This window comes from Leifsonia soli (assembly GCF_013408745.1).
Lineage (GTDB): Bacteria > Actinomycetota > Actinomycetes > Actinomycetales > Microbacteriaceae > Leifsonia > Leifsonia soli.
This window is the reverse complement of sequence record NZ_JACCBJ010000001.1, coordinates 1,975,147-2,001,779: the sequence shown is the minus strand read 5'-3', so window position 1 is coordinate 2,001,779 and position 26,633 is coordinate 1,975,147. Positions and strand designations below refer to the sequence as shown.

The following is a 26,633-nucleotide window of genomic DNA, read 5'->3' as shown; positions in this document are numbered from 1 at the left end:
CTGAAACAGCCCGCCGGCGGCCTCAGAGCCGTTCGGCGAGCAACGCCGTGTGCCGCCCGGCGACCCTGGTGAGGATCAGGGTCGCCGGGCGGTCGCCGTTGAGCCCGAGCCTGCGGCGCAGGGCGGCCGGGTCGACGTCCACTCCGCGCTTCTTGATCTCGAGGGTGCCGATGCCGCGCTGACGGAGCGCCTTCTTGAGGTCCTTCTCGGCGTAGGGCAGCGACTCGAGCACGCGGAAACCGGCGGCGAACGGCGTCTCGGTCGCCCGGTCGGTCGTGATGTACGCGATCTGCTCCGAGAGCATCCGGCCGCCGAGCCTGCGCGCGAGGTCGCCGATGAGCCGCGCGCGGATGACGGCGCCGTCCGGCTCGTACAGGTACTCGCCGAGGGGGCCCGCCTCTTCGTCGGGGCTGTCCGCGTCGGCCGTCAGCTCGTCCGCCTGGTCGCCGCGCAGCACGAGCGCCGCGCGGCGGATGCCGGGGCGGGCGAGTGCACCGAACCACAGCCCGAGCTCGACGACCTGCCCGTCGGCGGACACCCACTGCGCCTCCGCCGTCGAGGGGATGAGGTCGCGGTCGAACCCCGGACCGAGCTTCAGCCCGACGGACCGGCCGGTGGCGAGCTCGTACGCGAAGCCGAGCGAGGGGGTGTAGTCGTCGGGATCGGTGAGGCGCTCCGTCTGGGTGTGGCCGGCCGTGCGGCGGGCCGGGTCGAGGAAGACGCCGTCGATCTCGCGCAGGTCGACGTCCTCAGCGCGTCGGTGTTCGACCCGGGCGCTGGGGAACGGGGCCAGGTTGAACGAGGCGATGGCCGCGGTCACCTCGTCCGCCTCGACCGCCAGGACGTCGAGGTCGAGCGCGGCGATGGCGAGCGCATCGCCGCCGATGCCGCAGCCGAGGTCGGCGACGCGGCGGAGACCGGCGGCACGGAACCGTCCGGCGTGGCGGGCGGCGACCGGAAGCCGGGTCGCCTGCTCCAGTCCCGCCTCGGTGAACAGCATCTGCGACGCGAAGTCGCCGAACTTGGCGACGGCCTTCCTGCGGAGCTTCGACTGGGTCAGGACGGCCGCGACCAGGGCCGGGGAGTGCCCCTGCTTGCGGAGATCGCTGACGATGGCCAGCACATCCCGCTCGCTGCTGTATGGCGGAAGGGAGTCGAGCAGGCGCAGCCCTTCCGGGCTCAGCAGGGCGACCAGCTCGGAACGTTCCATGCGCTCAACGCTACCCCGGACGTCCCGGCCCGCCCGGCCTGGCACTCACGTTGCGTGACTGCTAACGCACCCCCTAGACTCGTGTTAGCACTCTCACTGCGAGTTTGCTAATCAGTCTTAGTAGAGACACTGTTCTTCACAGGAAAGGGGTCAACGTGTCGGTCTCCATCAAGCCGCTCGAGGATCGCATCGTCATCAAGCAGGTCGAGGCTGAGCAGACCACTGCTTCCGGTCTGGTCATCCCCGACACCGCCAAGGAGAAGCCGCAGGAGGGCGAGGTCGTCGCGGTGGGTCCGGGTCGCATCGACGACAACGGCAACCGCGTCCCGCTCGACGTCGCTGTCGGCGACAAGGTCATCTACTCGAAGTACGGCGGCACCGAGGTCAAGTTCGGCGGCGAGGACTACCTCGTCCTGTCGGCCCGCGACGTGCTCGCGGTCGTCGTCCGCTGACGAACCCTTCACCGACGGCCCGGATGCTCTGAGCATCCGGGCCGTCGTCGTTCCCGGCCGCGGCGGTAGAGTCGGACGAGTGGCACCCTCCGACGACCTCAGCTCCCACCGCACGTCCGGACTCGTCTACGCGGTCTCCGCGTACGTCCTCTGGGGCATCCTCCCGATCTACTTCCTGGCGCTCGCGCCGGCCAGCGCCTGGGAGATCGTCGGCTGGCGGGTGATCTTCTCCCTCGGGTTCTGCGCGATCGCGATCACCGTGACGCGCTCCTGGCGGGCGTTCACCGCACTGCTCACCGACAAGCGGGTCCTCTTCACCATGGGCCTCGCCGGAGCCCTCATCTACGTCAACTGGCAGACCTACGTGCTGGCGACGGTGAGCGGCCACGTCGTCGAGGCGGCGCTCGGCTACTTCATCAACCCGATCGTCACCGTATTCCTCGGCGTCGTCGTTCAGCGGGAGAAGCTGCGCGTCGCCCAGTGGGTCGCCGTCGGCGTGAGCGTCGTCGCCGTCATCGTCCTGGCCGTCGGCTACGGCTCGATGCCGTGGATCGCCCTCATCCTCGCCTTCTCGTTCGGCCTCTACGGGCTGATCAAGAAGCGCGTCGGCAACCGGGTGGATGCGCTCTCCGGCCTGACCCTCGAGACGATGTGGCTGACCCCGGTCGCCATCATCCAGCTCGTCGTCGTCGCCGTCACCGGTGCGCTCACGATCGGGACGGCGGGCGTCTGGCACACGGTGCTGCTCGTCGGGGCCGGCGTCATCACGGCCGTCCCGCTGCTGTTCTTCGCGGCGGCCTCCCGGCGTCTCCCTCTCGTCTACATGGGCTTCATCCAGTACTTCGCGCCGTTCATCCAGTTCGTCGTCGGCGTCGCCGTACTGCACGAGGCGATGCCGCCGGAGCGCTGGGTCGGGTTCGCCATCGTGTGGCTCGCGCTGCTCATCCTGAGCATCGACATGATCGTCGCCGCACGGCAGGGCAAGCGCGCGGCCGAGCTCGATCTGGCCCCGGTCGACTGACCGCGCACCGGCCGGAATATCCGTCCAGATTCTGCCGTTACCATTGAGCATCCACAGTCGCGCGTCCTCACACGGGATGCATCTTTGAAGGGGTGAGATGGATCAGGCGGATCCGTTCGGTTTCATCGGTTTGACCTACGACGACGTCATGCTCCTCCCCGGGCATACCGACGTCATCCCCAGTGAGGCGGACACCACCACCCGCCTGACCAAGCGCATCTCGATGGCGACCCCGCTGCTCTCCAGCGCGATGGACACCGTCACCGAGTCGCGCATGGCCGTCGCCATGGCGCGCCAGGGCGGTATCGGCATCATCCACCGCAACCTCTCGATCGAGGACCAGGCGTCGCACGTCGACAAGGTGAAGCGCTCCGAGTCGGGCATGATCACCAACCCGGTGACCACGACACCGGAGGCCACCGTCGAAGAGGTCGACGCGCTCTGCGGCCAGTTCCGCGTCAGCGGTCTCCCGGTCGTCGAGCCCGACGGCACCCTGGTCGGCATCATCACCAACCGCGACATGCGGTTCGTTTCGCCGTTCGAGCGGTCGACCACCAAGGTCCGCGACGTCATGACGCGCCAGCCGCTCATCACCGCCCCGGTCGGCATCGACCCCGACTCGGCCGTCGCCATCTTCGCCGAGCACAAGATCGAGAAGCTGCCCCTGGTGGATGCGGACGGCAAGCTCCGCGGCCTCATCACGGTGAAGGACTTCGACAAGAGCGAGAAGTACCCGGACGCCACGAAGGACGACGAGGGCCGGCTGCGCGTCGGCGCCGCGATCGGGTTCTTCGGAGACGCCTGGCAGCGCGCGATGACGCTGGTGGACGCGGGCGTCGACGTGATCGTCGTCGACACCGCCAACGGCGACAGCGCCGGCGTGCTCGACATCATCCGCCGTCTCAAGGCAGAGCCCCGCGCGTCGCACGTCGACGTCATCGGCGGCAACGTCGCCACCCGCTCTGGTGCGCAGGCGCTCATCGACGCAGGCGCCGACGCCATCAAGGTCGGCGTCGGCCCCGGCTCCATCTGCACCACCCGCGTCGTCGCCGGTGTCGGCGTCCCGCAGGTGACGGCGGTCTACGAGGCGTCGCTCGCCGCACGCGAGGCGAACGTGCCGCTCATCGCCGACGGCGGCCTCCAGTATTCGGGCGACATCGCGAAGGCCCTCGTCGCCGGAGCGGACAGCGTCATGCTCGGGTCGCTGCTGGCCGGGACCTCGGAGTCGCCGGGCGAGCTCGTGTTCGTCAACGGCAAGCAGTTCAAGAACTACCGCGGGATGGGGTCGCTCGGCGCCCTGCAGACCCGCGGCAAGAAGACGTCCTACTCGCGCGACCGCTACTTCCAGGCGGACGTGCCGAGCGACGAGCAGCTGATCGCCGAGGGCATCGAGGGTCAGGTGCCGTTCCGCGGCCCGCTGTCCGCGGTCGCGTACCAGCTGGTCGGGGGTCTGCGGCAGTCGATGTTCTACGTCGGCGCCCGCACCATCCCGGAGCTCAAGTCGCGCGGCAAGTTCGTGCGCATCACGGCGGCCGGGCTCAAGGAGTCGCACCCGCACGACGTGCAGATGGTCGTGGAGGCGCCCAATTACCGTCGCTGACACGCAGGTCCAGGTCTGAGAAACCGCCGCCCGTTCCCTCGGGCGGCGGTTTCGTCTACTCTGGAAGGCTTTGCCCGCCTCCCAGATCAGGATCACCCCCATGAGCCACATCGACGTCTCCGGCGTCTCCTACACGCTCGCCGACGGCCGACCGCTTCTCGACGACGTCTCGTTCCGGGTCGGGGAGGGGCGCGTCGGCGCTCTCATCGGCGCGAACGGGGCGGGGAAGTCGACCCTGCTCCGGATCATCCGCGGTGAGCTCCGGCCCGATGCCGGGGGCGTCGTCATCGACGGCGGTCTCGGGGTGATGGACCAGTTCGTCGGACACGTCCGGGACGACCGGACGGTGCACGACCTCCTGGTGGGAGTGGCGCCGAAGGCGGTGAAGGCCGCAGCCGAAGCGCTGGAGGCCGCTGAGAACGCCATCATCGAACGCGACGAGACCGACACGCAGCTGCGCTATGCGACCGCGCTCGCCGAGTACGCCGACGCCGGGGGATACGAGCAGGAGGTCGTCTGGGATCAGTGCACGGTCGCCGCGCTCGGCGTGCCGTTCGAGCGTGCGCGCCATCGGGCGGTCCGCAGCCTGTCCGGCGGTGAGCAGAAGCGGCTGGTGCTGGAAGCGTTGCTGCGCGGGCCGGAGCAAGTGCTGCTGCTGGATGAGCCGGACAACTATCTCGACGTCCCGGCGAAGCGCTGGCTGGAGGAGCAGCTCCGCGCGACGCAGAAGACCGTGCTGGTCGTCTCGCACGACCGGGAGTTGCTCGCCAACGCGGCGGACAGGATCATCACGCTGGAGCTCGGCGCTGCCGGGAACACGACGTGGACGCACGGCGGCGGCTTCGCCGGCTACCACGAGGCACGGCGCGAGCGGATGGACCGGCTCGAGGAGCTGCGCCGCCGGTGGGACGAGGAGCACGCCAAGCTGAAGGCGCTCGTGCTGCGCTTCAAGGAGAAGGCGAAGTACAACAGCGATCTCGCGAGCGCCTATCAAGCCGCGCAGACCCGCCTCGCGCGCTTCGAGGCCGCCGGGCCGCCGCAGGCGGTGCCGCGCGAGCAGAACGTGCGGATGCGCCTGACCGGGTCCCGCACCGGCCGCCGGGTGCTCCAGGTCGACGACCTGGAGCTCACCGGGCTGATGCGCGCGTTCGACACGGAGGTCTGGTTCGGTGAGCGCATCGCGGTGCTCGGGTCGAACGGTTCCGGCAAGTCGCACTTCCTCCGGCTGCTCGCGGCCGGGGGCACGGACCCCGACCCGGCGGCGGGCCACCTCGCATCGGCGGAGTCCGCCGGCGCGCCGGTTCCGCACACCGGCACCGCGAGACTCGGCGCGCGGGTCGCCCCCGGCCTGTTCGCCCAGGCCCACGAGCATCCCGAGCTGGTCGGGCGCACGCTGCTGGAGATCCTGCACCGCGGGGACGAACGACGTGACGGGCTCCCGCGGGAGGCGGCGAGCCGGGTGCTCGACCGCTACGGGCTCGCCGGGGCCGCCGAGCAGACCTTCGAGTCGCTCTCGGGCGGCCAGCAGGCGCGCCTCCAGATCCTGCTGCTCGAGCTCTCCGGTGCGACCCTGCTGCTGCTCGACGAGCCGACCGACAACCTCGACCTGGTCTCGGCCGAGGCGCTCGAGGAGGGTCTCGCCGGTTTCGAGGGGACGGTCATCGCGGTCACGCACGACCGCTGGTTCGCCCGCGGCTTCGACCGGTTCCTGGTGTTCGGCTCGGACGGCGCGGTCTACGAGGCCGACGAGCCGGTGTGGGACGAGCGGAGGGTCAGCCGGGCACGGTGACGGCTGGTCGGCGTCAGCGGCGGTCCAGCTCGGCGATCCGGTCGATCGCCTCGGTCAGCACCTCCGGGGAGCACGCGAGATTGAGCCGGATGAAGCCGGCGCCGGGCGCGCCGAAGTCGATCCCGGGGTTGACCGCGACGCGGGCCTCCTCGAGGATGCGCGCCGCCGGGTCGTCGCCCCAGCCCAGCTCCCGCAGGTCGATCCAGGCGAGATAGCCGGCGAGCGGCTCGCGGTAACGGGCGCGCGGCAGGCGGTCGGTGAGCAAGACGGACAGGAGCTCGCGGTTGGTCTCGATCGCTCGCAGCACGTCGTCGAGCCAGGGTCGACCGTCCCGGTAGGCCGCCTCGGTGGCGATGCGGCCGAAGTGGCTGGTGCGCACCTCCACCTCGATGGGCAGAGCGTGGATGCGCTCGGCCTGCTCGGGCGACGCCGTCACGAACAGCGCGCACTTGAGCCCCGCCAGGTTCCAGGCCTTGCTGGCGGAGTGCGCGGCGACGCCGATGCGCCGGGCGTCGTCCGACACGCTGAGGAACGGCGTGAAGGTCGCGTCGGAGTGGGTGAGCGGCGCGTGCACCTCGTCGCTCAGAACGAACACGCCGTGGTGGGCCGCGAGCGCCGCGACGGCCTCCAGCTCGGCGCGCGGATGGATCAGCCCGAGCGGATTGTGCGGATTGCACAGCAGGAACGCCTTCGCCCCTCCCGCGAACGCCCGCTCCAGGCCCGCCAGGTCGAGCGCCCAGCCGCGCCCGTCCGTGCCGCCCTCCAGCAGCGGCACCTCCTCGACCACGCCGCCTGCCTCGGGGATGAGCTCGAAGAACGGCGGGTAGACCGGGGTGGTGATGACGACCCGGTCGCCTGGCTCGATCAGCATCCGCAGCGCCTCCACGATCACCACGCTCACGTCGGTGGTGGTCCGGGTCTGCGCAGGGTCGACCTCCCAGCCCCAGCGGTCGCGCGCGAAGTCGGCGAAGGCGCGCTGCGTGCGATCGTCCGGCCCGATGTAGCCGGTGTCGCTGCGGTCGACCGCCGCGTGCAGCGCCGCGGCGACCGGGGGAGCGAGCGGGTAGTCCATCTCGGCGACGAACAGCGGGAGGACGTCGTCCGGATACGCGCGCCACTTCTCGCTGGTGCGCTGACGGAGACGGCTGAGGGGTTCGGCTTCGACGGTCACGACATCCACCTTTCCACAGGCCCCCGACGCCGGACAGGTGCGCGGCCTAGACTGAAGCGCGTGAGTATGGAGATCGAGATCGGCCGCGCCAAGCGCGCCCGCCGTGTGTACGCCTTCGACGACGTGGCCGTGGTTCCGAGCCGCCGCACCCGCGACCCGGAGGACGTCTCCGTGTCGTGGACGATCGACGCCTACCAGTTCTCCATCCCGTTCATCGCCGCCCCGATGGACTCGGTGGTCTCGCCGACGACGGCCATCATGATGGGCCAGCTCGGCGGCCTCGGCGTGCTCGACCTCGAGGGCCTCTGGACCCGGTACGAGGACCCCGAGCCGCTGCTCGCCGAGATCCGCGAGCTCCCGGCCGAGCGCGCGACGAGCCGGATGCAGGAGATCTACTCCGAGCCGATCAAGCCGGAGCTCGTCACCCGCCGGCTCGCCGAGATCCGCGAGGGCGGCGTCACCGTGGCCGGCGCGCTCTCGCCGCAGCGCACCCAGGAGCTTTACGAGACGGTCGTCGACGCCGGCGTCGACCTGTTCGTCATCCGCGGGACCACGGTCTCCGCGGAGCACGTGTCGAAGAACGTCGAGCCGCTCAACCTCAAGAAGTTCATCTACGAGCTCGACGTCCCCGTCATCGTCGGCGGCGCCGCCACCTACACCGCGGCGCTGCACCTCATGCGCACCGGCGCGGCCGGCGTGCTCGTCGGCTTCGGCGGCGGCGCGGCGTCCACCACGCGATCCACCCTCGGCATCCACGCGCCCATGGCCACCGCCGTCGCGGATGTCGCCGGCGCCCGCCGCGACTACATGGACGAGTCGGGCGGCCGCTACGTGCACGTCATCGCCGACGGCGGGCTCGGCAGCTCCGGCGACATCGTCAAGGCGATCGCCTGCGGCGCCGACGCCGTCATGCTCGGCACCACCCTCGCCCGCGCCACCGACGCCCCCGGGGGCGGCTGGCACTGGGGCGCCGAGGCGCATCACTCGCAGCTGCCGCGCGGCAACCGCGTCGCCGTTGGCCAGGTCGCGCCGCTCGAGGAGGTCCTCTACGGGCCGGCTCCCGTGGCCGAGGGCTCTGCGAATCTCGTGGGAGCCTTGCGCCGGAGCATGGCCACGACGGGATACTCGGACGTGAAGGAGTTCCAGCGCGTCGAGGTGGTCGTCGCGCCGTACCGTACGCAGTAGAGCAGCGCCGGCCGATGGCGGCCGGAGAGGGAGAGAACGATGGTGAAGTCCCAATCTGCCCCAGGCGGCGACAGGCATGCGACGCCCGCATCGAACCCGGCCGTGACCTACCCGTCGCGGCTCGGTCCGGCGGAGCGCGCGGCGGCGATCGCGGCGCTCAAGGACACCGAGCTCGACATCCTGGTGGTCGGCGGCGGCATCGTCGGCGCGGGGTCGGCGGTGGATGCGGCGACGCGCGGTCTCACCACCGGACTCGTGGAGGCGCGCGACTTCGCCTCGGGAACCTCCAGCCGGTCGTCCAAGCTGGTCCACGGCGGCATCCGCTACCTCGAGCAGCTCGACTTCCGCCTGGTCCGCGAGGCCCTCATCGAGCGCGGGCTGCTGCTGCAGCGCATCGCTCCGCACCTCGTGAAGCCCGTGCGCTTCCTGTACCCGCTGCACAAGCGGGTGTGGGAGCGCTTCTACATCGGCGCGGGGATGATGCTGTACGACATCTTCTCGTACACAGGAGGTCGGCCTCCCGGCGTCCCGCACCACCGGCACCTGAGCAAGCGGCAGGTGTTGAACGCCATTCCGTCCATGAACAAGGACGCCCTGGTCGGCGGCATCACCTACTACGACGCGCAGGTCGACGACGCCCGCTACGTCGCCAACCTGGTGCGGACCGCGGCGCACTACGGCGCCCACATCGCCTCCCGCGTGCGGGTCGAGGGCTTCATCAAGGTCGGCGAGCGGGTGGTCGGCGTCCGGGCCCACGACCTCGAGACCGACGAGCGGTTCGACATCCGCGCCAAGCAGGTCGTCAACGCGACCGGCGTCTGGACGGACGACACGCAGTCGATGGTGGGGGAGCGCGGCCAGTTCAAGGTGCGCGCGTCCAAGGGCATCCACCTGGTGGTGCCGCGGGACCGCTTCCAGTCGACGATGGGCCTCCTGCTGCGCACCGAGAAGAGCGTGCTCTTCGTCATCCCCTGGGGCCGGCACTGGCTCATCGGCACGACGGACACGGACTGGCACCTCGACAAGGCGCACCCCGCAGCGACCGCCGCCGACATCGACTACCTGCTCGCCCACGTCAACGAGATCCTCAACATCCCGTTGACGCGGGAGGACGTCGAGGGCGTCTACGCGGGGCTCCGGCCCCTCCTTGCCGGAGAGTCCGAGCAGACGTCGAAGCTGTCCCGCGAGCACCTGGTCGCCCACTCGGTGCCGGGTCTCGTGGTCATCGCGGGCGGCAAATGGACGACCTACCGCGTGATGGCGAAGGACGCGGTGGATGCCGCCGTCAGCGCCCTCGACGGCAAGACGCCCGCATCCACGACGATGGACATCGCGCTGGTCGGCGCGGAGGGCTACCAGGCCGCGTGGAACCGGCGCCACCGGATCGCCCAGGAGTCCGGCCTCCACGTCGCCCGCATCGAGCACCTGCTCAACCGCTACGGCACCTTCGCCGAGGACATCCTCGCCCTCATCCGCGAGGACCCGTCGCTGGCCGACCCGCTGCCCGGCGCGGACGACTACGTCGGCGCGGAGGTCGTCTACGCGGCGACGCACGAGGGCGCGCTGCACCTGGAGGACGTGCTCGCCCGGCGCACGCGCATCTCCATCGAGGCGTGGGACCGCGGCGCCTCCGCCGCCCCGGTCGCCGCGTCGCTCATGGCGCGCGTGCTCGGCTGGGACTCCGACCGGGAGGAGCGCGAAGTGCGCACCTACCTGCGGCGGGTCGAGGCGGAGCGCGCCAGCCAGCTGCAGCCCGACGACGAGTCGGCCGACCGCATCCGCCTCGAAGCGCCCGACATCGTCGAAGCCGACGCCGCCGCCGCGAAGTCCGCGTCGAAGGCTGCCGCAGCGAAGGCCGGAACGGCGAAGGCCGGCACGTCCCGGGCCGGCACTCCGACGAGCGCCGACCAGGCGGCGCCGAAGCACGTGCAGGGCGCAGGCGCGGAGGACGCACCCCCGACCGACGGCTAGACCCCAGACCGACGGCTAGACCCCAGACCGACGGCTAGCCGCCGCACCGACGCGAGGCATCGCACGAGGCCCTTCCGGAGTCCGCTCTCCGGGAGGGCCTCCGCGCGCCTCCGGTAGGCTGGAGGCATACCCCCCTTATGCCGGCCCACCCGGCGGATGGAGACGGATGATGGTAGACGTTCGACGGGTGAAGCTGCCCGGGGTCGGAGTGCTCCACACCTTCGTGACCGACGATGGCGGCAAAGTCGGCGTCATCGCGCACCGGTCCGGCCACAGCGACCTGATCACCTTCTCGGACCACGAGGACGGCAGCGACGTCACCAAGGTGTCGCTCCGGCTCAACGAGGATGAGGCCCACACGCTGGCGGAGCTGCTCGGCGGCACGCAGATCACCGAGGCGCTGACGGCGCTCGACCAGATCCCCGGGCTCAGCATCGACTGGTTCACCGTCGACTACGACGACTACATCGCCGGCCAGCAGCTCGGCGCGCCCGGCGACCGCGGCTTCGTCGGCCTCGCGGTCGTCGCCGTGGTGCGCGGGGACTCCGCCAACCCCGCGCCCGCTCCCGACTTCAAGGTGTTCCCCGGCGACACGCTCGTGGTCGCCGGAACGCCGGAGAAGGTCGCGAAGGCGTTCTCGTTCTTCCGCACGGGCGAGGTCGCCCACCGGGTCACCGCCGACGCTCCGCCCGGAGGCTGATCGACGATGCATCTCGGCGAAGACCTCATCATTCTCGGCATCCTCCTGCTCGTCGCGTACGTGCTCGGGCGCCTCGGCAGGCTGGTGAGTCTCCCCGCGATCCCCATCTACATGCTGGTCGGATTGCTGGCCAGTCCGCACACCGGCTGGTTCCCGCTCAACTTCGAGAGCGACTACATCGAGCTCATCGCGATCTTCGGGCTCATCCTGCTGCTGTTCAATCTCGGCCTGGAGTTCGACCAGGACGAGTTCTTCGGCAACTTCGGCAAGCTGATCGTCTCCGGCGGCTCGTACATCGTCATCAACATGGGCGTCGGCCTGATCTTCGGGTTCATGGTCGGCTGGGGAACGCGGGAGGCGCTCATCATCGCCGGGATGACGGCGACGTCGTCCTCGGCGATCGTGACGAAGCTGCTGATCGAGCTCCGGCGGCTGGCGAACACCGAGACCCCGATGATCCTCGGCGTCACCGTCGTCGAGGACATCTTCATCGCCATCTACCTGGCGATCGTCTCCGTCGTGCTGAGCGGCGAGACCGACTTCTGGCCGGTGGTCGGCAAGCTCGCCATCGCCTTCGCCTTCCTGGTCGTGATGTTCACGGTCGCGCGCTGGGGCGGCCGGTTCGTCTCGCGGCTGTTCCGCACCAAGGACGACGAACTCTTCACCATCCTGTTCTTCGGCTTCGCCGTGCTGTTCGCCGGCATCGGCGAGCTGCTCGGCGTGACCGACGCGATCGGCGCCTTCCTCATCGGCCTCGTCCTCGGGGCGACGAAGTACCGGAGGAAGATCGAGCAGATCGCCATCCCGCTGCGGGATGTGTTCGCGGCCTTCTTCTTCCTCAATTTCGGCCTCGCGCTCGACCCGGCCAAGTTCCCGTCCGTGCTGCTGCCCGTCGGGATCGCGGTGGTGCTCACCATCCTGCTCAACATCGGGGCCGGCCAGTTCGTCGCCTGGATCAACGGCATGGGCGTGCAGGCGGGCATCAACACCACGGTCATCCTGCAGAACCGCGGGGAGTTCGCCCTCATCCTGGCGACGCTGTCGCTCGCCGCCGGGCTGGACGAGCGCATCCAGCCGTTCGCCGGTCTCTACGTGCTCGTGATGGCGGTGATCGGGCCGATCCTCGCAGCGAACTCCGAGAAGATCGGTGCGATGATCCTACGGTCCGGGCCGTCACGCCGACGGGACAGGAAGAAGAAGCGCGAGCCCATGCTGGACGAGGAGATCGCCCTGGTCGAGGCAGCGACCGCCGACTTCGACTCGGACGCACGGCGCGAGACGACGAGCGCCGACGAGACGCAGCGGGCCGTCGACCGGATGGTCGAGCGGGCGATGCAGGAAGACATCAGCGGCGAACGGGAACGGGACTGACCATCGAGACGACCACGGGGGCCGAGCCGATCGCCGGCGAGACCACCCTCTTCCAGATGATGCGGCGCCCGCGGTGGATCGGCGCGCTCCTGTTCGCGCTGCTCCTCGCCGCCGGGTTCGCCTGGCTCGGCCAGTGGCAGCTCGAGCGTGCTGTCGAGTCCGGCAAGGCCGTCGAGGCGCCGAGCGAGACGGTGCTCCCGCTTGCGGAGGTCGCCGGTCCGTCGTCGCCCCTCCGCGACGTGGCCGTCGGCCAGCTGGTCGAGTTCACCGGGACGTTCGTGCCGGAGGACTACCAGCTTCTCCACGACCGCCTCAACGACGGACGGAGCGGCTGGTGGGTCGTCGGCCACCTGAACCTGGAGCGGGACGGCCGGCCGGTGGCGCTCGCCGTCGCGCGCGGGTGGGCGCCGGACAAGGCGGCCGCGCAGGCGGCGGTCGAGCGGCTGTCGCGGCAGCCGGATGCCGGTCCGCAGCGCATCGTCGGCCGCATCCTGCCCGACGAGCAGCCCGAGGTGCCGACCGACAAGAAGGACCCCACGGCGATGCGGACGCTCGGCGTCGGCGCCCTCTACAACCTCTGGACCGGCGTCGACGACATGCCCGTGTACGCGGCGTACGTCGTCGAGCGCGGAGCGCCGGCCGGGCTCGTCCAGATCTCCTCCCCGCCGCCGATCGCGCAGACCGAGCTCAACTGGCTCAACATCTTCTACGCGGCCGAGTGGATCATCTTCGCCTGCTTCGCGGTGTTCCTCTGGTACCGCCTGGTGAAGGACGCCAAGCAGCGGGAGGACGAGCTGCGCGAGGAGCAGCTGCTCGAGCGCGAGAAGCAGGATGCGGCTGCCGGGGAGAACCCCCGGGTCGAGCCTTTAGAATAGGCCCATGCCCCTCGCTCCCAAGCTCGAAGACTTCCCGAAGATCCGCGGGGCGCTCCGGTTCTACCAGGTGTTCGCGTACGTCACGGGCATCATGCTGCTGCTCCTGTGCGCCGAGATGATCGTCAAGTACGGCCTCGGGTACGAGCTCTTCGCTTTCAGCAACTACGGAGCCCTCACCTTCGTCCCCGTGCAGACCGCCGTCGCACCGACCGGCGTGGACCTGAGCACGGGCATCCTCATCGCGCACGGCTGGCTGTACGTCGTGTACCTGATCTCCGACTTCCGCCTGTGGAGTCTGATGCGCTGGCCGTTCACGAAGTTCGTGATGATCGCCCTCGGTGGCGTCGTCCCGTTCCTCTCGTTCTTCGTGGAGGCCCGCATCACCAAGCAGGTGAAGTCGTACCTGGCCGGCCGTGAGGCCGAGGCAGCCGACCTCGTGGAGGCGGCACATTAGCGGCGAGACAAGGAGCCCTGACCCGATGAGCACGGATGCGGCGTTCACCGATCTTCTGGGCGGAGCCGACTCCGCCAATCCGTCCGGGCCGGTCCTGGTGGTCGACTTCGGCGCGCAGTACGCGCAGCTGATCGCCCGGCGCGTGCGCGAGGCGAACGTGTACTCGGAGATCGTGCCCCACACGGTCACCGCGGCCGAGGTGGCCGCCAAGCGACCCTCCGGGATCGTGCTCTCCGGTGGACCGTCCTCGGTGTACGAGGAGGGCGCACCGCAGCTCGACGAGGCCATCCTCGATCTCGGCGTCCCGGTGCTCGGCATCTGCTACGGCTTCCAGGTCATGGCGACCGCGCTCGGCGGCGAGGTCGCGAAGACCGGCCAGCGCGAGTACGGCTCGACCGCCGTCCGGATCTCCGACTCCGGCGTCCTGCTCGAGGGGCAGCCGGCCGAGCAAACCGCCTGGATGAGCCACGGCGACTCGGTCGCCCGCGCGCCCGAGGGCTTCGACGTTCTCGCCTCGACCGACGGAACCCCCGTCGCGGCGTTCGCCAACGACGAGCGCAAGCTGTATGGCGTCCAGTGGCATCCCGAGGTCAAGCACTCCGCCTACGGCCAGGCCGTGCTCGAGAACTTCCTCCACAGGGCGGCCGGCATCCCGGCCGACTGGAACAGCGGCAACGTGATCGCCGACCAGGTGGCGGCCATCCGCGCTCAGGTCGGGTCCGGCCGCGTGATCTGCGCCCTCTCCGGCGGGGTCGACTCCGCCGTCGCGGCCGCGCTGGTCCACGAGGCCGTCGGCGACCAGCTGGTCTGCGTGTTCGTCGACCACGGGCTGCTCCGCAAGGACGAGGCGCGCCAGGTGGAGGAGGACTACGTCACCGCGACGGGCGTCCGGCTTGTGACCGTGAACGCGCAGAAGCAGTTCCTCGACGCGCTCTCCGGCGTCAGCGACCCGGAGACGAAGCGCAAGATCATCGGCCGCGAGTTCATCCGCGTCTTCGAGAAGGCGCAGGCCGACCTGATCGCCGAGGCGGCGAGCGAGGGCGACCCCATCCGGTTCCTCGTCCAGGGCACGCTGTACCCGGACGTGGTGGAGTCGGGCGGAGGCACGGGCACCGCCAACATCAAGAGCCACCACAACGTCGGCGGCCTCCCGGAGGACCTGCAGTTCGAGCTCGTGGAGCCGCTGCGGACACTGTTCAAGGACGAGGTGCGCGCCATCGGACGCGAGCTGGGACTGCCGGAGGCGATCGTCTCGCGTCAGCCGTTCCCCGGCCCCGGGCTCGGCATCCGCATCGTCGGCGAGGTCACGCAGGAGCGTCTCGACCTGCTGCGCGACGCCGACGCGATCGTGCGTGCGGAACTGACCGCCGCCGGCCTCGATGCCGAGATCTGGCAGTGCCCCGTCGTGCTGCTGGCCGACGTGCGCTCGGTCGGCGTGCAGGGCGACGGCCGGACCTACGGCCACCCGATCGTGCTCCGCCCGGTGTCCAGCGAGGACGCCATGACGGCCGACTGGACACGACTGCCCTACGACCTGCTCGCGAAGATCTCCAACCGCATCACCAACGAGGTGGACGGCGTGAACCGCGTGGTGCTCGATGTCACGTCGAAGCCGCCGGGGACGATCGAGTGGGAGTGATCCCGCACCGGTAACGCAGAAGGCCCGGGATGCTGAGACAGCATCCCGGGCCTTCTGCGTTAGCGGCGGCGTCAGTCGCGCGAGATCGCCAGCATGCGGAGGATCTCGAGGTACAGCCAGATGACCGTGACCATGATGCCGAAGGCGCCCGACCAGCCGTAGATGCGCGGGGCGCGGTTCGCGACGCCCTGCTTGATCGCGTCGAAGTCGAGCACCAGCGAGTAGGCGCCGAGCAGGACGACCAGGAGGCCGATGATCAGGCCCAGCTTGATGCCGGTGTTGCCGAGCTCGACGCTGTTCAGGCCGAAGCTGCCGCCGGTCACGCCCGTCCACATCAGGACCAGGTTGACCAGCGAGTAGGCGAGGTAGCCGAACATCGCGATGAGGAAGATCTTCGTGGCCTTCGCCGAGGCGCGGATCTTGCCCGAGGCGAAGAGCGCCAGGGTGACGCCCACGACGGCGAACGTCGCGATGACCGCCTGGATGACGATGCCCGACCACTGCGACTCGAAGAACATCGAGATGGCCCCGAGGAAGATGCCCTGCGCGGCCGAGTATCCGAGGATGAGGCCGGGGGAGGGCTTGCGCTTGAAGATGTTGACGAGCGCCAGCACGAAGCCGACGATCGCGGCGGGGATGGCGAGAACGGGGACGAACCAGCCGACGCCGGCGCCCGCGAGCAGGAGGACGAAGCAGATCGCCGTCTTGGTGATGGTGTCTTCGACCGTCATCCGGTCGGTGTCCACGGCCGTCGCCGACGGCGACTGGTACATCTGCTCCAGCTTCTCGGCGGAGACGGTCGCCGCCTGACCGTTGGGGGAGAACGCCGGGTTCGTAGAGAAGGCCGGGTTGTTGAGTGCCATGAGCTCCTCGTTCTATGGGTGGACCGGTTACCGGTCGTCTTCAGTCAAATCTACGGGGTTCTTTTCTGAGAGTTCTGACAGATTGCCATGAATCGAATCGGATCGCGATCCATTTCGCCAGCCAGGCGGCCCCGACGATGACCGCCGTGCTCGTGACGATCGTGATCCAGCCGTGCTCGTAGTCGTGGACGAACAGGGGGAGGAGGGCGCTCCAGGCGGCCGGGAGGAGGAGCACGGCGAACGACGGGAGCGGTCGGAGGCGGACGAGCAGCCAGGCCGCGAGGACGACCGCGTAGCACCAGGCGAAGCCCGAGCCGCCGAGCATGAGCCACGTGAACCCGAGCACGGGCAGCGGCACCGCGACCCGGCGGCCGATCGTCGACGGGAGCACGGCCCACCCAGCGGGCTGCATGAGAGACCCGATGAGGAGGAGGGTGAGGCTGTACGTCGTGGTCCCGAGCACGCATGCGGTCCCGGCGACGAGCATCGCGAGCCCCGCGACCAGACGGGGGCGGTACGCGCCCCAGCGGAGCGGGAGCAGGGAGGCGGGTTCCGTCCAGCCGCCGCGGCCGGGCGCGCCGGCACCCGGCCCGGCGGGATCGCGGGGCGCGGGAGCCGTGCTGGAATCGGCGGACACCCGTCGATTCTGGCACTCCGAGGTGGCCGCGGCGCGGCATGTCGCTGCCCGGGGTGGACCGCGTCCTCCGGGCTAGGATCGGGCCATGCGCGCGCGAACGGCTCCGGTGGTCATCGGCCACCGCGGAGCACCGGGGTACCGGCCGGAGCACACGCAGGGCTCGTACGAGCTGGCGTTCCAGCTCGGCGCGGATGCCGTCGAACCCGACATCGTCGCGACGAAGGACGGTGTGCTCGTCCTCCGGCACGAGAACGAGATCTCCGGCACGACGGATGTCGCGGACCGCGCGGAGTTCGCCGACCGCCGGACGACGAAGGAGGTCGACGGGGTCGCGCAGACCGGCTGGTTCACGGAGGACTTCACGTGGGACGAGCTGTCGACCCTGCGCGCGCGGGAGCGCATCCCGGGCTTGAGGCAGCACAGCTCCACCTTCGACGGCCACTACCCGCTGCTCCGCCTCCGCGACCTGCTCGATCTGATCGACCGCGCGGGCGAGGGCTCTGCGCGGCCGCCCGGGCTCGTGGCCGAGCTGAAGCACGCGACGTACTTCGAGGCGGCGGGGTATCCGCTGGATGAGCTCCTGCTGCGCGATCTGGCGGACGCGGGCTGGACCGATCGCGCCGGAGTGGTGGTGGAGAGCTTCGAGCGCACCGTGCTGGTGAAGCTGCACGACCGCGGATTCCGTGGGCGCCGGGTGTACCTGCTGGAGGACGCGGGCGCGCCGGCGGACCGCGTCGCCGCGCTCGGTTCGTCGGCGCCCGGCTACGACAGCGATCTCAGCCTGCGCGGCCTGTACGCGCTCGGTTCGGCGGCTCCCTCGGCGGCCGACCGGGTGGACGGCATCAGCGTCGAGACCTCCCTGGTGCTGTCGTCCGGCTCCGTGTCCATGGCACTGTTCGGCGAGGACGACGCGGCCGACGTCGGCGCCGTCACTTCGGACCTCGTCGATCTCGCCCACTCGGCGGGCCTCGCTGTGTTCTGCTGGACGCTCCGCCCGGAGAACGCCATGCTGCCCGCCGAGTTCCGCACCGTCGCCGCCGGCGGCACCGGCGCCGATGCGGCCTGGGGGGACTGGCGGCGCCACTTCTCGATCCTGCTGCACTCCGGGGTGGACGGCGTGTTCGCCGACCATCCCGACCTGGCCGTCGCCGTCCGCGACGGCCGCTGACCGCGCTCGCGACCGAATGACGGTGGCAGCGACTAAAATCGACTGCAGACATGACGAGCCTTCCCGACGCCCCGCAGACCACCCCTTCCTCCGTCCCGATCATCCTGGACGGGTGGCAGGGCGACGGCACAGACATCGAGGCGACCGCCGGTGCCCGCGCGGGCGGGCGGGGCTCGCGCGGATCGGCGGGCGCGGGCGGCCCCGGCCCGTGGCGTGGCCCGAGCGAGCGCCTGTTCGACGGCCTCAACCCGCAGCAGCGCGAAGCCGCGGAATACCGCGGCCAGGCCCTGTTGATCGTCGCGGGCGCCGGCTCGGGCAAGACCAGTGTCCTGACGCGCCGCATCGCCGGCCTGATCGAGAGCCGTGAGGCGTGGCCGAGCGAGATCCTGGCGATCACGTTCACCAACAAGGCCGCCAACGAGATGCGCGAGCGCGTCGAGCAGCTCCTCGGCGGCAAGGCGCAGGGCATGTGGATCTCCACGTTCCACTCGGCGTGCGTCCGCATCCTCCGTCGCGAGGCCGAGACGATCGGCAAGACGCCGAGCTTCACCATCTACGACTCCGGCGATTCCCGGGCGCTGCTGAAGCGCATCATCAAGGAGCTCGACGCCGACACGCTCGGCTTCACCGTCGGGAGCGCGGCGAACCGCATCTCGAAGCTGAAGAACGAGCTGACCGACCTGGAGACCCACGCGCGCTCGGCCAACCTGAGCGACCCGCAGGAGGTCATGTTCCTCGAGATCTTCCGCCAGTACACGCGGGAGCTCCGGCGCGCGAACGCGTTCGACTTCGACGACCTGATCGCCGAGACGGTCTTCCTGTTCCGCGCCTTCCCACGGGTCGCGGCGCTGTACCAGAGCCGCTTCCGCCACATCCTGGTCGACGAGTACCAGGACACCAACCACGCGCAGTACTCGCTGATCCGCGAGCTCACGATGCCGGTCGCGCCGGACATCGCCGACGAGCTGGAGGCGCACGGCCGCAACGTCGGCCCGCTGCGCGACGCCGCCGGCGTCATCCCGAGCGCCTCGCTCACGGTGGTCGGCGACTCGGACCAGTCGATCTACGCGTTCCGCGGGGCCGACATCCGCAACATCGTCGAGTTCGAGCGCGACTTCCCCGGCGCCAAGGTGGTCCTGCTCGAGCAGAACTACCGCTCGACGCAGAACATCTTGAGCGCCGCGAACGCCGTCATCGCCAACAACTTCGACCGCAAGGACAAGAAGCTCTGGACCGCGGTCGGCGACGGCGAGAAGATCGTCGGCTACACCGGGTACTCGGGACACGACGAGGCGCAGTTCGTCGCCGACGAGATCGAGAAGCTGCACAGCGCCGGGATGGACTACAAGGACATCGCGGTCTTCTACCGGACCAACGCCCAGACCCGTGCGCTGGAGGAGATCTTCATCCGCTCCGCCCTGCCGTACAAGGTGATGGGCGGCACGAAGTTCTACGAGCGCGCGGAGATCAAGGACGCGATGGCGTACCTGATCACGGTGGCGAACCCGAGCGACATGCTGGCGCTCCGCCGCATCCTGAACACCCCGAAGCGTGGAATCGGCCCGGCGACGGAGACGCAGCTGGCGAGCTATGCGGAGGACAACGGACTCACGTTCCGCGCGGCCATGCGCGATGCCGGCTCGCTCGGTCTCGGCCCGAAGGTGACGAACGCGATCCTGCAGCTGTCGAACCTGCTGGACGAGGCGGCGGCCAAGATCGATCCGTCGAACCCCGCCGGTGTCTCGCCGGTCGCGGACATCCTGACCTTCCTCCTCGACGGGAGCGGCTACCTCGACGTGCTGCGCAACAGCCGCGATCCGCAGGACGAGGCGCGAGCCGAGAACGTGGACGAGCTCGTCGCTGTGACCCGGGAGTTCGCGCGCAACAACCCGGACGGCACGCTGGTCGACTTCCTCACCGAGGTGTCCCTCGTCGCGGCCGCGGACGAGATCGACGACTCGAGCGGCTCGGTGTCGCTGATGACGCTGCACACGGCGAAGGGTCTGGAGTACGACGCCGTGTTCCTCACCGGTATCGAGGAGGATCTGCTGCCGCACCGGATGTCGGCGAACGAGCCGGGCGGTCCTGCGGAGGAGCGACGCCTGTTCTACGTGGGGATCACGCGCGCCAAGAAGCGCCTGTTCCTGTCGTTGGCGATGACGCGCGCGCAGTTCGGCGAGACCGCGGTCGCCATGCCGAGCCGTTACCTGCAAGAGATCCCCGCAGACCTCATCGACTGGCGCCAGTCGCCGGGGTCGGCGAACGGCCGCGGCGGCACGCAGTCGCGCGCGCTCAACGCCCGGCGTCCCGGCCTCGGAGCGGGCTCGGGTGGCACCGGCTGGAACGACCCGCTCTCGTCGTCGACGTTCCGCCAGGAGCGGCCGAAGGCCGAGTGGCCCAACCGCGTCACGGGCAAGGTCCGCGACAACGGCGACCTGGAGCTCGCCCCCGGCGACCGCATCCGCCACGCCGATTTCGGCGAGGGCCGCGTCACCCAGGTGACGGGGCAGGGCGCGAAGCGCGTCGCGCACGTGCAGTTCGACAAGGTGGGCGCGAAGAAGCTCCTCATCAAGATCGCCCCGATCGACAAGCTGTGACGGCGGCCGCCCCGGCAGAGCGGAAGGGCTGGGCGCCGCGCAACCTCGAGGTGGGTATGCGGGCGGCCGTCGCGGTCGCCGTTCCGCTGTTCCTGCTGTTCGCGGCCGGTCGTCTCGATCTGACCGCATACGCGACATTCGGCGCGTTCACCGCTCTCTATGGAAGGAACGAGCCGTATCGGGTGCGCGTGCGGACGCTCACGGTCGCGGCCGTCGCGCTCCTGCTGAGCATCTCGGCCGGGGTGTGGCTCGCTGTGCTCGGCGAACCGCTCGCTCTGCTGGCGGTCGCGCTCGTCGTGGTCGTCGGCGGCGGGACCCTGTTCGTCACGATCTTCCAGATGGTGCCGCCGCAGGCCCTGTTCTTCGTGTTCGCGCTGCTGGTCTGTGCCGCCGTCCCGACGCCGGCCGCGGACGCCATTCCTCGCATCGGCCTGGCTGCCGCGACGGCGGCGTTCGCCTGGGCTCTGACGATGTCCGGGTGGGTCCTCCGTCGCATCCCGGGGATCTCCCGCGGCCCGCTCGCCCGATCCGGGTTCGTGACCGAGCTCCGCCGGCGTCCGGGCGTCGATATCGGCGCGGTCCGTGATCCGCGCGTCTGGCTCACGGTCGCCCAGAACGTCGTGGGGGTGCTGATCGCCGGCGGGGTGGCTCTGAGCTTCGGCCTCGGACACGCGTACTGGGCCGTGGTGAGCCTGGTGGCCGTGATCCCTCCGGCCCGCGCAGCCCATTCGATCTCGCGGTCCGTGCACAGGATCGTGGGGACGGTGGTCGGCATCGCCGTCACTGCTCTGCTCCTCGTCTGGTCGCCTCCCGCCCTCGTGGTGATCTGCGTCATCGTGGTGTGCCAGTTCTTCGCGGAGATCCTGGTCGCGCGGCACTACGGCGCCGCTCTGGTGTTCATCACGCCGCTGGCGCTGTCGGTCTCGCACCTGGCGAGCCCGACGCCCTTGAACGTCCTGGTGGTCGACCGTGTGCTGGAGACCGTCCTCGGCGCGGGCGTCGGCATCGCGCTGGTGCTGCTCGCGCGCGTCGCCGAGCGTCGCCGAGGGCTCGCCGCCTAGCGCTCCCCGGACGGCCGCGGCGCACCGCCGCCGACGTGGTCCGCGCGCACGGCTCGCCGGAGCTTCGCCCGATAGCGCTCGCGCGGGAGGTGTCGCAGCCGGAGCGGCAGCCGCGGATACACCGCAGCCGTCCAGCGGATCGCCCGGTCGAACCGGCGCTGCCGCCGGTCGTCCCAGGCGATCCCGAACTCCTGCCGCACAGGACCGGGGAGGAGACCCCCGGTGACGAGACGGACGAGAGGCAGCGTCGGACGCAGCCACCACGGGACCCTCCGCGGGAAGAGGATCTGGCGGGACACCGCCCGCACATCGTCGTCCACCCGGAGGGATGCGACCATCCGCTCCCAGTAGGTGTCGAAAGCCAGGCGTCCACTCGGCCACCGATCGGGCGTGAGCTGCAGGTTGGACAGCGCCCGCGAGAGCTCGTCGTACGCGCGGTCCTCCTGCGCCGGTGTCAGCGGACCGAACACACGCCGGTGCAGGTCCATCACCGTCTGGTACAGGGTGGCGGCCACCCAGAGCTGGAGCTCCGGGTCGTAGGCGTTGTAGGCCGGGCCGCCCGGCGTTCCCTCCGCGCGGACGGGCGCGTGGGCCCGGTTCACGACCCTCCTCATGGCCGCGCGCTCCGCCGGGGAGCCGAACATCGTCGCCGTGAGGTAGAGCATCGTGCCGTCGAACCGGTCCATCAACCGCGAGGCGAAGTCGCTGTGCTCCGCGACGCCCCACCCGACCGCGGGATTCGCGATCTGCAGCAGAAGCGCCCGGCCTCCGCCCGCAAGGGTCAGTGCCTCGGACACGATGTCCTCGGCCTCGACCGGCCTGTTGCGGGGGTTCCTGCGCACCCGGCCATCCTGTCGCCGCGGCCTGCAAGGGAGCGGAGAGCCGCGCCTGTGCGCCGCTCACCGCGCGACCCAGGTCGAGCGGGCGCGTCGTGGCCGGAGATTCTGTCGGCCGGTGACGCGCGGCCGTCGACCGGGACGGCCGATCGCCGCCGGATCGAGGAAAGCTCCCTCCAGCGCCGCGCGCCGCCCGCGAGGCCGGCGCGCCCGCCGGGCGCGCACCCGCCCGGCGACCATCAGCAGCACTCCGGCCGCGCCGGCTCCCGACCCCCAGAGTGCGGGCGGCAGTGTGTCGGCGCCGGTGTCGGCGAGCCGCGTCTGCGCGAGGGCGGGTCCAGCGTCCAAGAGTGGGATGGCCGGGGTCGTGGCCCTGGTGATCTCGGTCGCGATCCCGAACTCGGAGGTCCAGGGACGCAGGCGCATGCCGCCGCCCTCGGTTTCGGTGCGGGCCGGGTCGATCCGCTCCGTCCAGACGTAGTAGCCGTCGGCCGGAAGCGTGCACGTCGGTGTGGTGTACTCGCCCACTCCGTCGATCACCGTCTCGACGGTGCAGACGGTGGGCGATCCGTCCGGCGGGCCGGCGGTGCGCACGATCGGGTCGGCGAACGGCCCGTGCAGCGTGCTCTCGACGACCGCCGCGACGGGGGTGAAGCCGTCATCGCCGGAACGCACTCCCCAGGTCGGCAGCAGGCCGTCGCCCGCGTCGACGCTCACGGTGAGGTGGTCGGCGATGTCTGCGCCAGGATGCGCCTCGGCCAGAGACGTCTGCGTGCCCACCCGCGGCTGGAAGGGCAGAGGGGACGGACCGGTCACGTGCGCCTCGGCCCGAGCGCTCGCCGTGGACGGCTGCGCGATCAGCACGGCCTGCGCATCCGTCGTCGGGAGGGCGACGGTGATGCGGTTGCCGTAGGGGAGATCCCCCGCCGTCGCGGCGGCGCTCACGGCGACGCTCGCCTCCGTTCCGGTCGGCCGGATCGCCACGTCGGTCCCCGAGCGGATGGTCGCCGTGCTCCCGCCGTCGTCGAAGTCCGCTCCGTCGAGCGTCACCGAGACGGGGTGGGCGCCGGCAGGCAGCAGTTCGGGGCCGGTGATGCGATCGACGGTCAGCTCGACCCGCACGCGGCCGGGTCCTGTCTCCGCGAGCTCGACGACGACGGCGGCGCGAACACCCGTCGACGCGCGACTGCTCGCTTCTGCCACCATCTCGAGCGCTCGCGCGTAGACCGCATCGGCGTCCGCGCCCGCCCGGCGCGCCCGATCCCGGGCCTCTGCCTCGGGCAGCCCAGCGTGCATCCAGGTCGCCAGCTGGCCTGCAGCGGCCGTCATGCGGTCACCGCTTCCGGCCCAGGTCCGAGCGATGTACGCGAAGACCGCGGACTGCTCCGGTGTCCACCCGCCGACCTCGGAGGCGTCCGCATACCGGTAGCCGATGCCGGTCGGCGCTTTCTTGCCGGGATGGAGGCAGAAGCCGAGGGCTCCGTCGTCGAAATGGTAGGCGCCGAGCCACCAGCCGTCCGAGGACAGGTAGCCCGGGCCGTGGCCGTCGCCCGTCAGCGCGCGAGCCGCCGTCGGAGTGAACAGGCTCTGCAGGACGCCCAAGAAGACGGCGAGCCCGGCGAGGCTCACCACGGTGATCAGAGTGAGAGGTCGATACGTCATGCATCCACGGTCGCCGGGAGGCCGGGCGAGAGGACCGCTTCAGCCCGATCGGTGGAGAACGCAGGCTTCTCTGCCGCTGTGAGCACATTCCCGGTTTCGGCTCGTTCAGGCGGAGGGACTACGATTCTGCGTGGCGAAATTATCTCGGCGTCGAGCTATTCTCGCGTCGGACCGCCAGAGAGAAATCAGCCGGCAGCCACGAGCGCACCGGGCAATCAGCGGATTGGATAACCGTGGATCTATACGAGTACCAGGCCAGAGACCTGTTCGAGAAGTACGGGGTCCCGGTCCTTCCGGGCATCGTCGCGGACACTCCGGAGGAGGTGCGCGCAGCGGCCGAGAAGCTGGGCGGCGTCACCGTCGTCAAGGCGCAGGTGAAGACCGGCGGCCGCGGGAAGGCGGGCGGCGTCAAGGTCGCCAAGAACCCGGACGAGGCGGAGGAGGCCGCAAAGGCCATCCTGGGTCTGGACATCAAGGGCCACGTGGTCCGTCGCGTCATGGTCGCGGGCGGCGCCCGGATCGCGCGCGAGTTCTACTTCTCGGTGCTCCTCGACCGCGCCAACCGCTCGTACCTGTCGCTGACCAGCGTCGAGGGCGGCATGGAGATCGAGCAGCTCGCGGTCGAGAAGCCGGAGGCGCTCGCTCGCGTCGAGGTCGACCCGCGCGGTGGCATCGACCACGCCAAGGCCGTCGAGATCGCCCAGGCCGCAGGCTTCCCCGATGAGCTCGTCGAGAAGGTCGCCGACGTCTTCGTGAAGCTGTACGAGGTCTACACCGGCGAGGACGCGACCCTGGTGGAGGTCAACCCGCTCGTCCTCACCGAGGAGGGCGACATCATCGCGCTCGACGGCAAGGTCTCGCTCGATGAGAACGCCGACTTCCGTCACCCCGACCACGAGGCCCTCGAGGACAAGGACGCGGCCGACCCGCTGGAGGCCAAGGCCAAGGCGGCGAACCTGAACTACGTCAAGCTCGACGGCCAGGTGGGCATCATCGGCAACGGCGCGGGACTGGTCATGTCGACGCTGGATGTCGTCGCCTACGCGGGCGAGAAGCACAAGGGCGTCAAGCCGGCCAACTTCCTCGACATCGGCGGCGGCGCATCCGCCGAGGTCATGGCGGCGGGCCTGGACGTCATCCTGAACGACCCGCAGGTGAAGAGCGTGTTCGTGAACGTCTTCGGCGGCATCACCGCGTGCGACGCGGTGGCCAACGGCATCGTGAAGGCGCTGGAGATCCTCGGCGACGAGGCCAACAAGCCGCTGGTCGTCCGTCTCGACGGCAACAACGTCGACGAGGGACGCCGCATCCTGACCGAGGCCGCCCACCCGCTGGTGACCCTCGCGCTCACCATGGACGAGGGCGCCGACAAGGCCGCCGAGCTGGCCGCGAAGTAAGCGAAGGACGAACGAGAATGTCTATCTTCCTCAACAAGGACTCCAAGGTCATCGTCCAGGGCATCACCGGCGGCGAGGGCACCAAGCACACCGCGCTGATGCTGAAGGCCGGCACGCAGGTCGTGGGCGGCGTCAACGCCCGCAAGGCCGGGACGACCGTCACCCACGGCGACGTCGAGCTCCCCGTCTTCGGGACGGTCGTCGAGGCCATCGAGAAGACCGGCGCCGACGTGTCGATCATCTTCGTCCCGCCGGCGTTCGCGAAGGACGCGATGGTCGAGGCGATCGACGCCGAGATCCCGCTGCTCGTCGTGATCACCGAGGGCATCCCGGTGCAGGACTCGGCGGAGGCGTGGGCCTACGCCAAGGAGAAGGGCAACAAGACCCGGATCATCGGCCCGAACTGCCCCGGCATCATCACGCCGGGCGAGTCGCTGGTCGGCATCACCCCGGCGACCATCACCGGCAAGGGCCCGATCGGGCTCGTCTCGAAGTCGGGAACGCTGACGTACCAGATGATGTACGAGCTGCGCGACCTCGGCTTCTCGACCGCGATCGGCATCGGCGGCGACCCCGTCATCGGCACGACCCACATCGACGCGCTCGCCGCATTCGAGGCCGACCCGGAGACGAAGGCGATCGTGATGATCGGCGAGATCGGCGGCGACGCCGAGGAGCGCGCCGCCGACTTCATCAAGGCGAACGTGACCAAGCCGGTCGTCGGCTACGTCGCGGGCTTCACGGCTCCCGAGGGCAAGACCATGGGCCACGCCGGCGCCATCGTGTCGGGCTCCGCCGGCACCGCGCAGGCCAAGAAGGAGGCCCTGGAGGCCGCCGGCGTGAAGGTCGGCAAGACGCCGTCCGAGACCGCCGAACTGCTCCGCGAGGTCTACGCCGCGCTCTGAGCGCGCGACGCACGGACACCGGAGGCCGGGACCACTGCGGTCCCGGCCTTCGTCGTACCCGGTCAGATA

The 26,633-nt window shown here is 70.3% G+C and carries 22 protein-coding genes; 16 read left to right on the top strand and 6 right to left on the bottom strand.

The features are described 5' to 3' along the window. Positions 1–22 precede the first annotated feature (22 nt). Positions 23–1,210, bottom strand: coding sequence for a class I SAM-dependent methyltransferase (locus tag BJ963_RS09670; RefSeq protein ID WP_179456251.1), 1,188 nt, complete (start codon positions 1,208–1,210; stop codon positions 23–25). Between the two features lie 155 nt (positions 1,211–1,365). Between BJ963_RS09670 and groES the strand changes: the two genes are divergently transcribed. From groES to BJ963_RS09650, 4 genes are all read left to right on the top strand, one after another. Beyond that, positions 1,366–1,662 carry a co-chaperone GroES gene (gene groES, locus BJ963_RS09665; protein WP_055894868.1) on the top strand — a complete coding sequence of 99 codons (297 nt, stop codon included), beginning with the start codon at positions 1,366–1,368 and terminating at the stop codon, positions 1,660–1,662. A 79-nt stretch (positions 1,663–1,741) separates the two neighbouring features. Next, positions 1,742–2,683 (top strand): EamA family transporter RarD, encoded by a 942-nt coding sequence (gene rarD, locus BJ963_RS09660; protein ID WP_179456249.1) that lies wholly within the window; start codon positions 1,742–1,744, stop codon positions 2,681–2,683. 97 nt (positions 2,684–2,780) lie between these two features. After that, positions 2,781–4,283: an IMP dehydrogenase gene (gene guaB / locus BJ963_RS09655; RefSeq protein WP_089908659.1), complete on the top strand. Its 1,503-nt coding sequence runs from the start codon at positions 2,781–2,783 to the stop codon at positions 4,281–4,283. A gap of 100 nt (positions 4,284–4,383) precedes the next feature. Then, the gene (locus BJ963_RS09650; RefSeq protein ID WP_179456247.1) at positions 4,384–6,072 is read left to right on the top strand and encodes an ABC-F family ATP-binding cassette domain-containing protein; all 1,689 of its coding nucleotides are present in this window, start codon (positions 4,384–4,386) and stop codon (positions 6,070–6,072) included. Between the two features lie 13 nt (positions 6,073–6,085). On the opposite strand, the gene BJ963_RS09645 is transcribed toward BJ963_RS09650, so the two are convergent. After that, positions 6,086–7,243, bottom strand: a complete 1,158-nt coding sequence (locus BJ963_RS09645) for an aminotransferase class I/II-fold pyridoxal phosphate-dependent enzyme (RefSeq protein ID WP_179456245.1) — start codon at positions 7,241–7,243, stop codon at positions 6,086–6,088. A gap of 66 nt (positions 7,244–7,309) precedes the next feature. Between BJ963_RS09645 and BJ963_RS09640 the strand changes: the two genes are divergently transcribed. The 7 genes from BJ963_RS09640 to guaA all read left to right on the top strand — a co-directional run bounded on the left by BJ963_RS09640 (position 7,310) and on the right by guaA (position 15,438). Then, the gene (locus BJ963_RS09640) at positions 7,310–8,428 is read left to right on the top strand and encodes a GuaB3 family IMP dehydrogenase-related protein (protein ID WP_089908665.1); all 1,119 of its coding nucleotides are present in this window, start codon (positions 7,310–7,312) and stop codon (positions 8,426–8,428) included. Positions 8,429–8,530: 102 nt separating this feature from the next. After that, positions 8,531–10,399, top strand: a complete 1,869-nt coding sequence (locus BJ963_RS09635) for an FAD-dependent oxidoreductase (RefSeq protein WP_179458093.1) — start codon at positions 8,531–8,533, stop codon at positions 10,397–10,399. Positions 10,400–10,568: 169 nt separating this feature from the next. Next, entirely contained in the window at positions 10,569–11,099 is a 531-nt protein-coding gene (locus BJ963_RS09630; protein WP_179456243.1) for a cation:proton antiporter regulatory subunit, read from the top strand. 6 nt (positions 11,100–11,105) lie between these two features. After that, complete coding sequence (locus BJ963_RS09625) at positions 11,106–12,470, top strand: cation:proton antiporter (protein WP_179456241.1); 1,365 nt, start codon at positions 11,106–11,108, stop codon at positions 12,468–12,470. Positions 12,471–12,526: 56 nt separating this feature from the next. Beyond that, positions 12,527–13,345 (top strand): SURF1 family protein, encoded by an 819-nt coding sequence (locus tag BJ963_RS09620; protein ID WP_179456239.1) that lies wholly within the window; start codon positions 12,527–12,529, stop codon positions 13,343–13,345. A 4-nt stretch (positions 13,346–13,349) separates the two neighbouring features. Next, a complete protein-coding gene (locus BJ963_RS09615; RefSeq protein ID WP_089908678.1) occupies positions 13,350–13,799 on the top strand; it encodes a DUF3817 domain-containing protein in 450 nt (149 codons plus the stop codon). A gap of 25 nt (positions 13,800–13,824) precedes the next feature. Further along, entirely contained in the window at positions 13,825–15,438 is a 1,614-nt protein-coding gene (gene guaA, locus BJ963_RS09610; RefSeq protein WP_246298022.1) for a glutamine-hydrolyzing GMP synthase, read from the top strand. Between the two features lie 71 nt (positions 15,439–15,509). On the opposite strand, the gene BJ963_RS09605 is transcribed toward guaA, so the two are convergent. Together BJ963_RS09605 and BJ963_RS09600 are read right to left on the bottom strand one after the other, a co-directional pair. Beyond that, positions 15,510–16,301, bottom strand: coding sequence for a Bax inhibitor-1/YccA family protein (locus BJ963_RS09605; protein WP_179456237.1), 792 nt, complete (start codon positions 16,299–16,301; stop codon positions 15,510–15,512). A 40-nt stretch (positions 16,302–16,341) separates the two neighbouring features. Next, complete coding sequence (locus BJ963_RS09600) at positions 16,342–16,938, bottom strand: hypothetical protein (protein WP_179456235.1); 597 nt, start codon at positions 16,936–16,938, stop codon at positions 16,342–16,344. Positions 16,939–17,023: 85 nt separating this feature from the next. Here BJ963_RS09600 and BJ963_RS09595 point away from each other — a divergent pair, with 85 nt between their 5' ends. The 3 genes from BJ963_RS09595 to BJ963_RS09585 are packed head-to-tail and all read left to right on the top strand — an operon-like array spanning position 17,024 to position 21,764. Continuing rightward, complete coding sequence (locus tag BJ963_RS09595; RefSeq protein ID WP_179456233.1) at positions 17,024–18,106, top strand: glycerophosphodiester phosphodiesterase family protein; 1,083 nt, start codon at positions 17,024–17,026, stop codon at positions 18,104–18,106. 50 nt (positions 18,107–18,156) lie between these two features. Further along, the gene (locus BJ963_RS09590) at positions 18,157–20,703 is read left to right on the top strand and encodes an ATP-dependent helicase (RefSeq protein WP_179456231.1); all 2,547 of its coding nucleotides are present in this window, start codon (positions 18,157–18,159) and stop codon (positions 20,701–20,703) included. Then, positions 20,700–21,764 carry an FUSC family protein gene (locus BJ963_RS09585; RefSeq protein WP_179456229.1) on the top strand — a complete coding sequence of 355 codons (1,065 nt, stop codon included), beginning with the start codon at positions 20,700–20,702 and terminating at the stop codon, positions 21,762–21,764. Before BJ963_RS09590 ends, BJ963_RS09585 begins: the two co-directional genes overlap by 4 nt. Here the strand turns inward: BJ963_RS09585 and BJ963_RS09580 are convergent. Together BJ963_RS09580 and BJ963_RS09575 are read right to left on the bottom strand one after the other, a co-directional pair. Next, positions 21,761–22,606, bottom strand: coding sequence for an oxygenase MpaB family protein (locus tag BJ963_RS09580; protein ID WP_179456227.1), 846 nt, complete (start codon positions 22,604–22,606; stop codon positions 21,761–21,763). The two genes, BJ963_RS09585 and BJ963_RS09580, sit on opposite strands and share 4 nt — an antisense overlap. 57 nt (positions 22,607–22,663) lie before the next feature. After that, the gene (locus BJ963_RS09575) at positions 22,664–24,262 is read right to left on the bottom strand and encodes a hypothetical protein (protein WP_179456225.1); all 1,599 of its coding nucleotides are present in this window, start codon (positions 24,260–24,262) and stop codon (positions 22,664–22,666) included. A 233-nt stretch (positions 24,263–24,495) separates the two neighbouring features. Between BJ963_RS09575 and sucC the strand changes: the two genes are divergently transcribed. Next, positions 24,496–25,659, top strand: a complete 1,164-nt coding sequence (sucC, locus tag BJ963_RS09570; protein WP_179456223.1) for an ADP-forming succinate--CoA ligase subunit beta — start codon at positions 24,496–24,498, stop codon at positions 25,657–25,659. A 17-nt stretch (positions 25,660–25,676) separates the two neighbouring features. Next, positions 25,677–26,564 (top strand): succinate--CoA ligase subunit alpha, encoded by an 888-nt coding sequence (gene sucD, locus BJ963_RS09565; RefSeq protein ID WP_018191900.1) that lies wholly within the window; start codon positions 25,677–25,679, stop codon positions 26,562–26,564. Positions 26,565–26,633 lie beyond the last annotated feature (69 nt).

What these genes read in the sequence shown, in the direction of transcription:
- guaA (WP_246298022.1), top strand. Translation starts at nt 13,825, where the DNA reads ATGAGCACGGATGCGGCGTTCACCGATCTTCTGGGCGGAGCCGACTCC.
- BJ963_RS09595 (WP_179456233.1), top strand. Translation starts at nt 17,024, where the DNA reads ATGCGCGCGCGAACGGCTCCGGTGGTCATCGGCCACCGCGGAGCACCG.
- BJ963_RS09590 (WP_179456231.1), top strand. Translation starts at nt 18,157, where the DNA reads ATGACGAGCCTTCCCGACGCCCCGCAGACCACCCCTTCCTCCGTCCCG.
- BJ963_RS09625 (WP_179456241.1), top strand. Translation starts at nt 11,106, where the DNA reads ATGCATCTCGGCGAAGACCTCATCATTCTCGGCATCCTCCTGCTCGTC.
- BJ963_RS09575 (WP_179456225.1), bottom strand. Translation starts at nt 24,262, where the DNA reads ATGACGTATCGACCTCTCACTCTGATCACCGTGGTGAGCCTCGCCGGG.
- BJ963_RS09640 (WP_089908665.1), top strand. Translation starts at nt 7,310, where the DNA reads ATGGAGATCGAGATCGGCCGCGCCAAGCGCGCCCGCCGTGTGTACGCC.
- BJ963_RS09615 (WP_089908678.1), top strand. Translation starts at nt 13,350, where the DNA reads ATGCCCCTCGCTCCCAAGCTCGAAGACTTCCCGAAGATCCGCGGGGCG.
- sucD (WP_018191900.1), top strand. Translation starts at nt 25,677, where the DNA reads ATGTCTATCTTCCTCAACAAGGACTCCAAGGTCATCGTCCAGGGCATC.
- BJ963_RS09605 (WP_179456237.1), bottom strand. Translation starts at nt 16,301, where the DNA reads ATGGCACTCAACAACCCGGCCTTCTCTACGAACCCGGCGTTCTCCCCC.
- BJ963_RS09630 (WP_179456243.1), top strand. Translation starts at nt 10,569, where the DNA reads ATGGTAGACGTTCGACGGGTGAAGCTGCCCGGGGTCGGAGTGCTCCAC.
- guaB (WP_089908659.1), top strand. Translation starts at nt 2,781, where the DNA reads ATGGATCAGGCGGATCCGTTCGGTTTCATCGGTTTGACCTACGACGAC.
- BJ963_RS09650 (WP_179456247.1), top strand. Translation starts at nt 4,384, where the DNA reads ATGAGCCACATCGACGTCTCCGGCGTCTCCTACACGCTCGCCGACGGC.
- BJ963_RS09620 (WP_179456239.1), top strand. Translation starts at nt 12,527, where the DNA reads ATGATGCGGCGCCCGCGGTGGATCGGCGCGCTCCTGTTCGCGCTGCTC.
- BJ963_RS09670 (WP_179456251.1), bottom strand. Translation starts at nt 1,210, where the DNA reads ATGGAACGTTCCGAGCTGGTCGCCCTGCTGAGCCCGGAAGGGCTGCGC.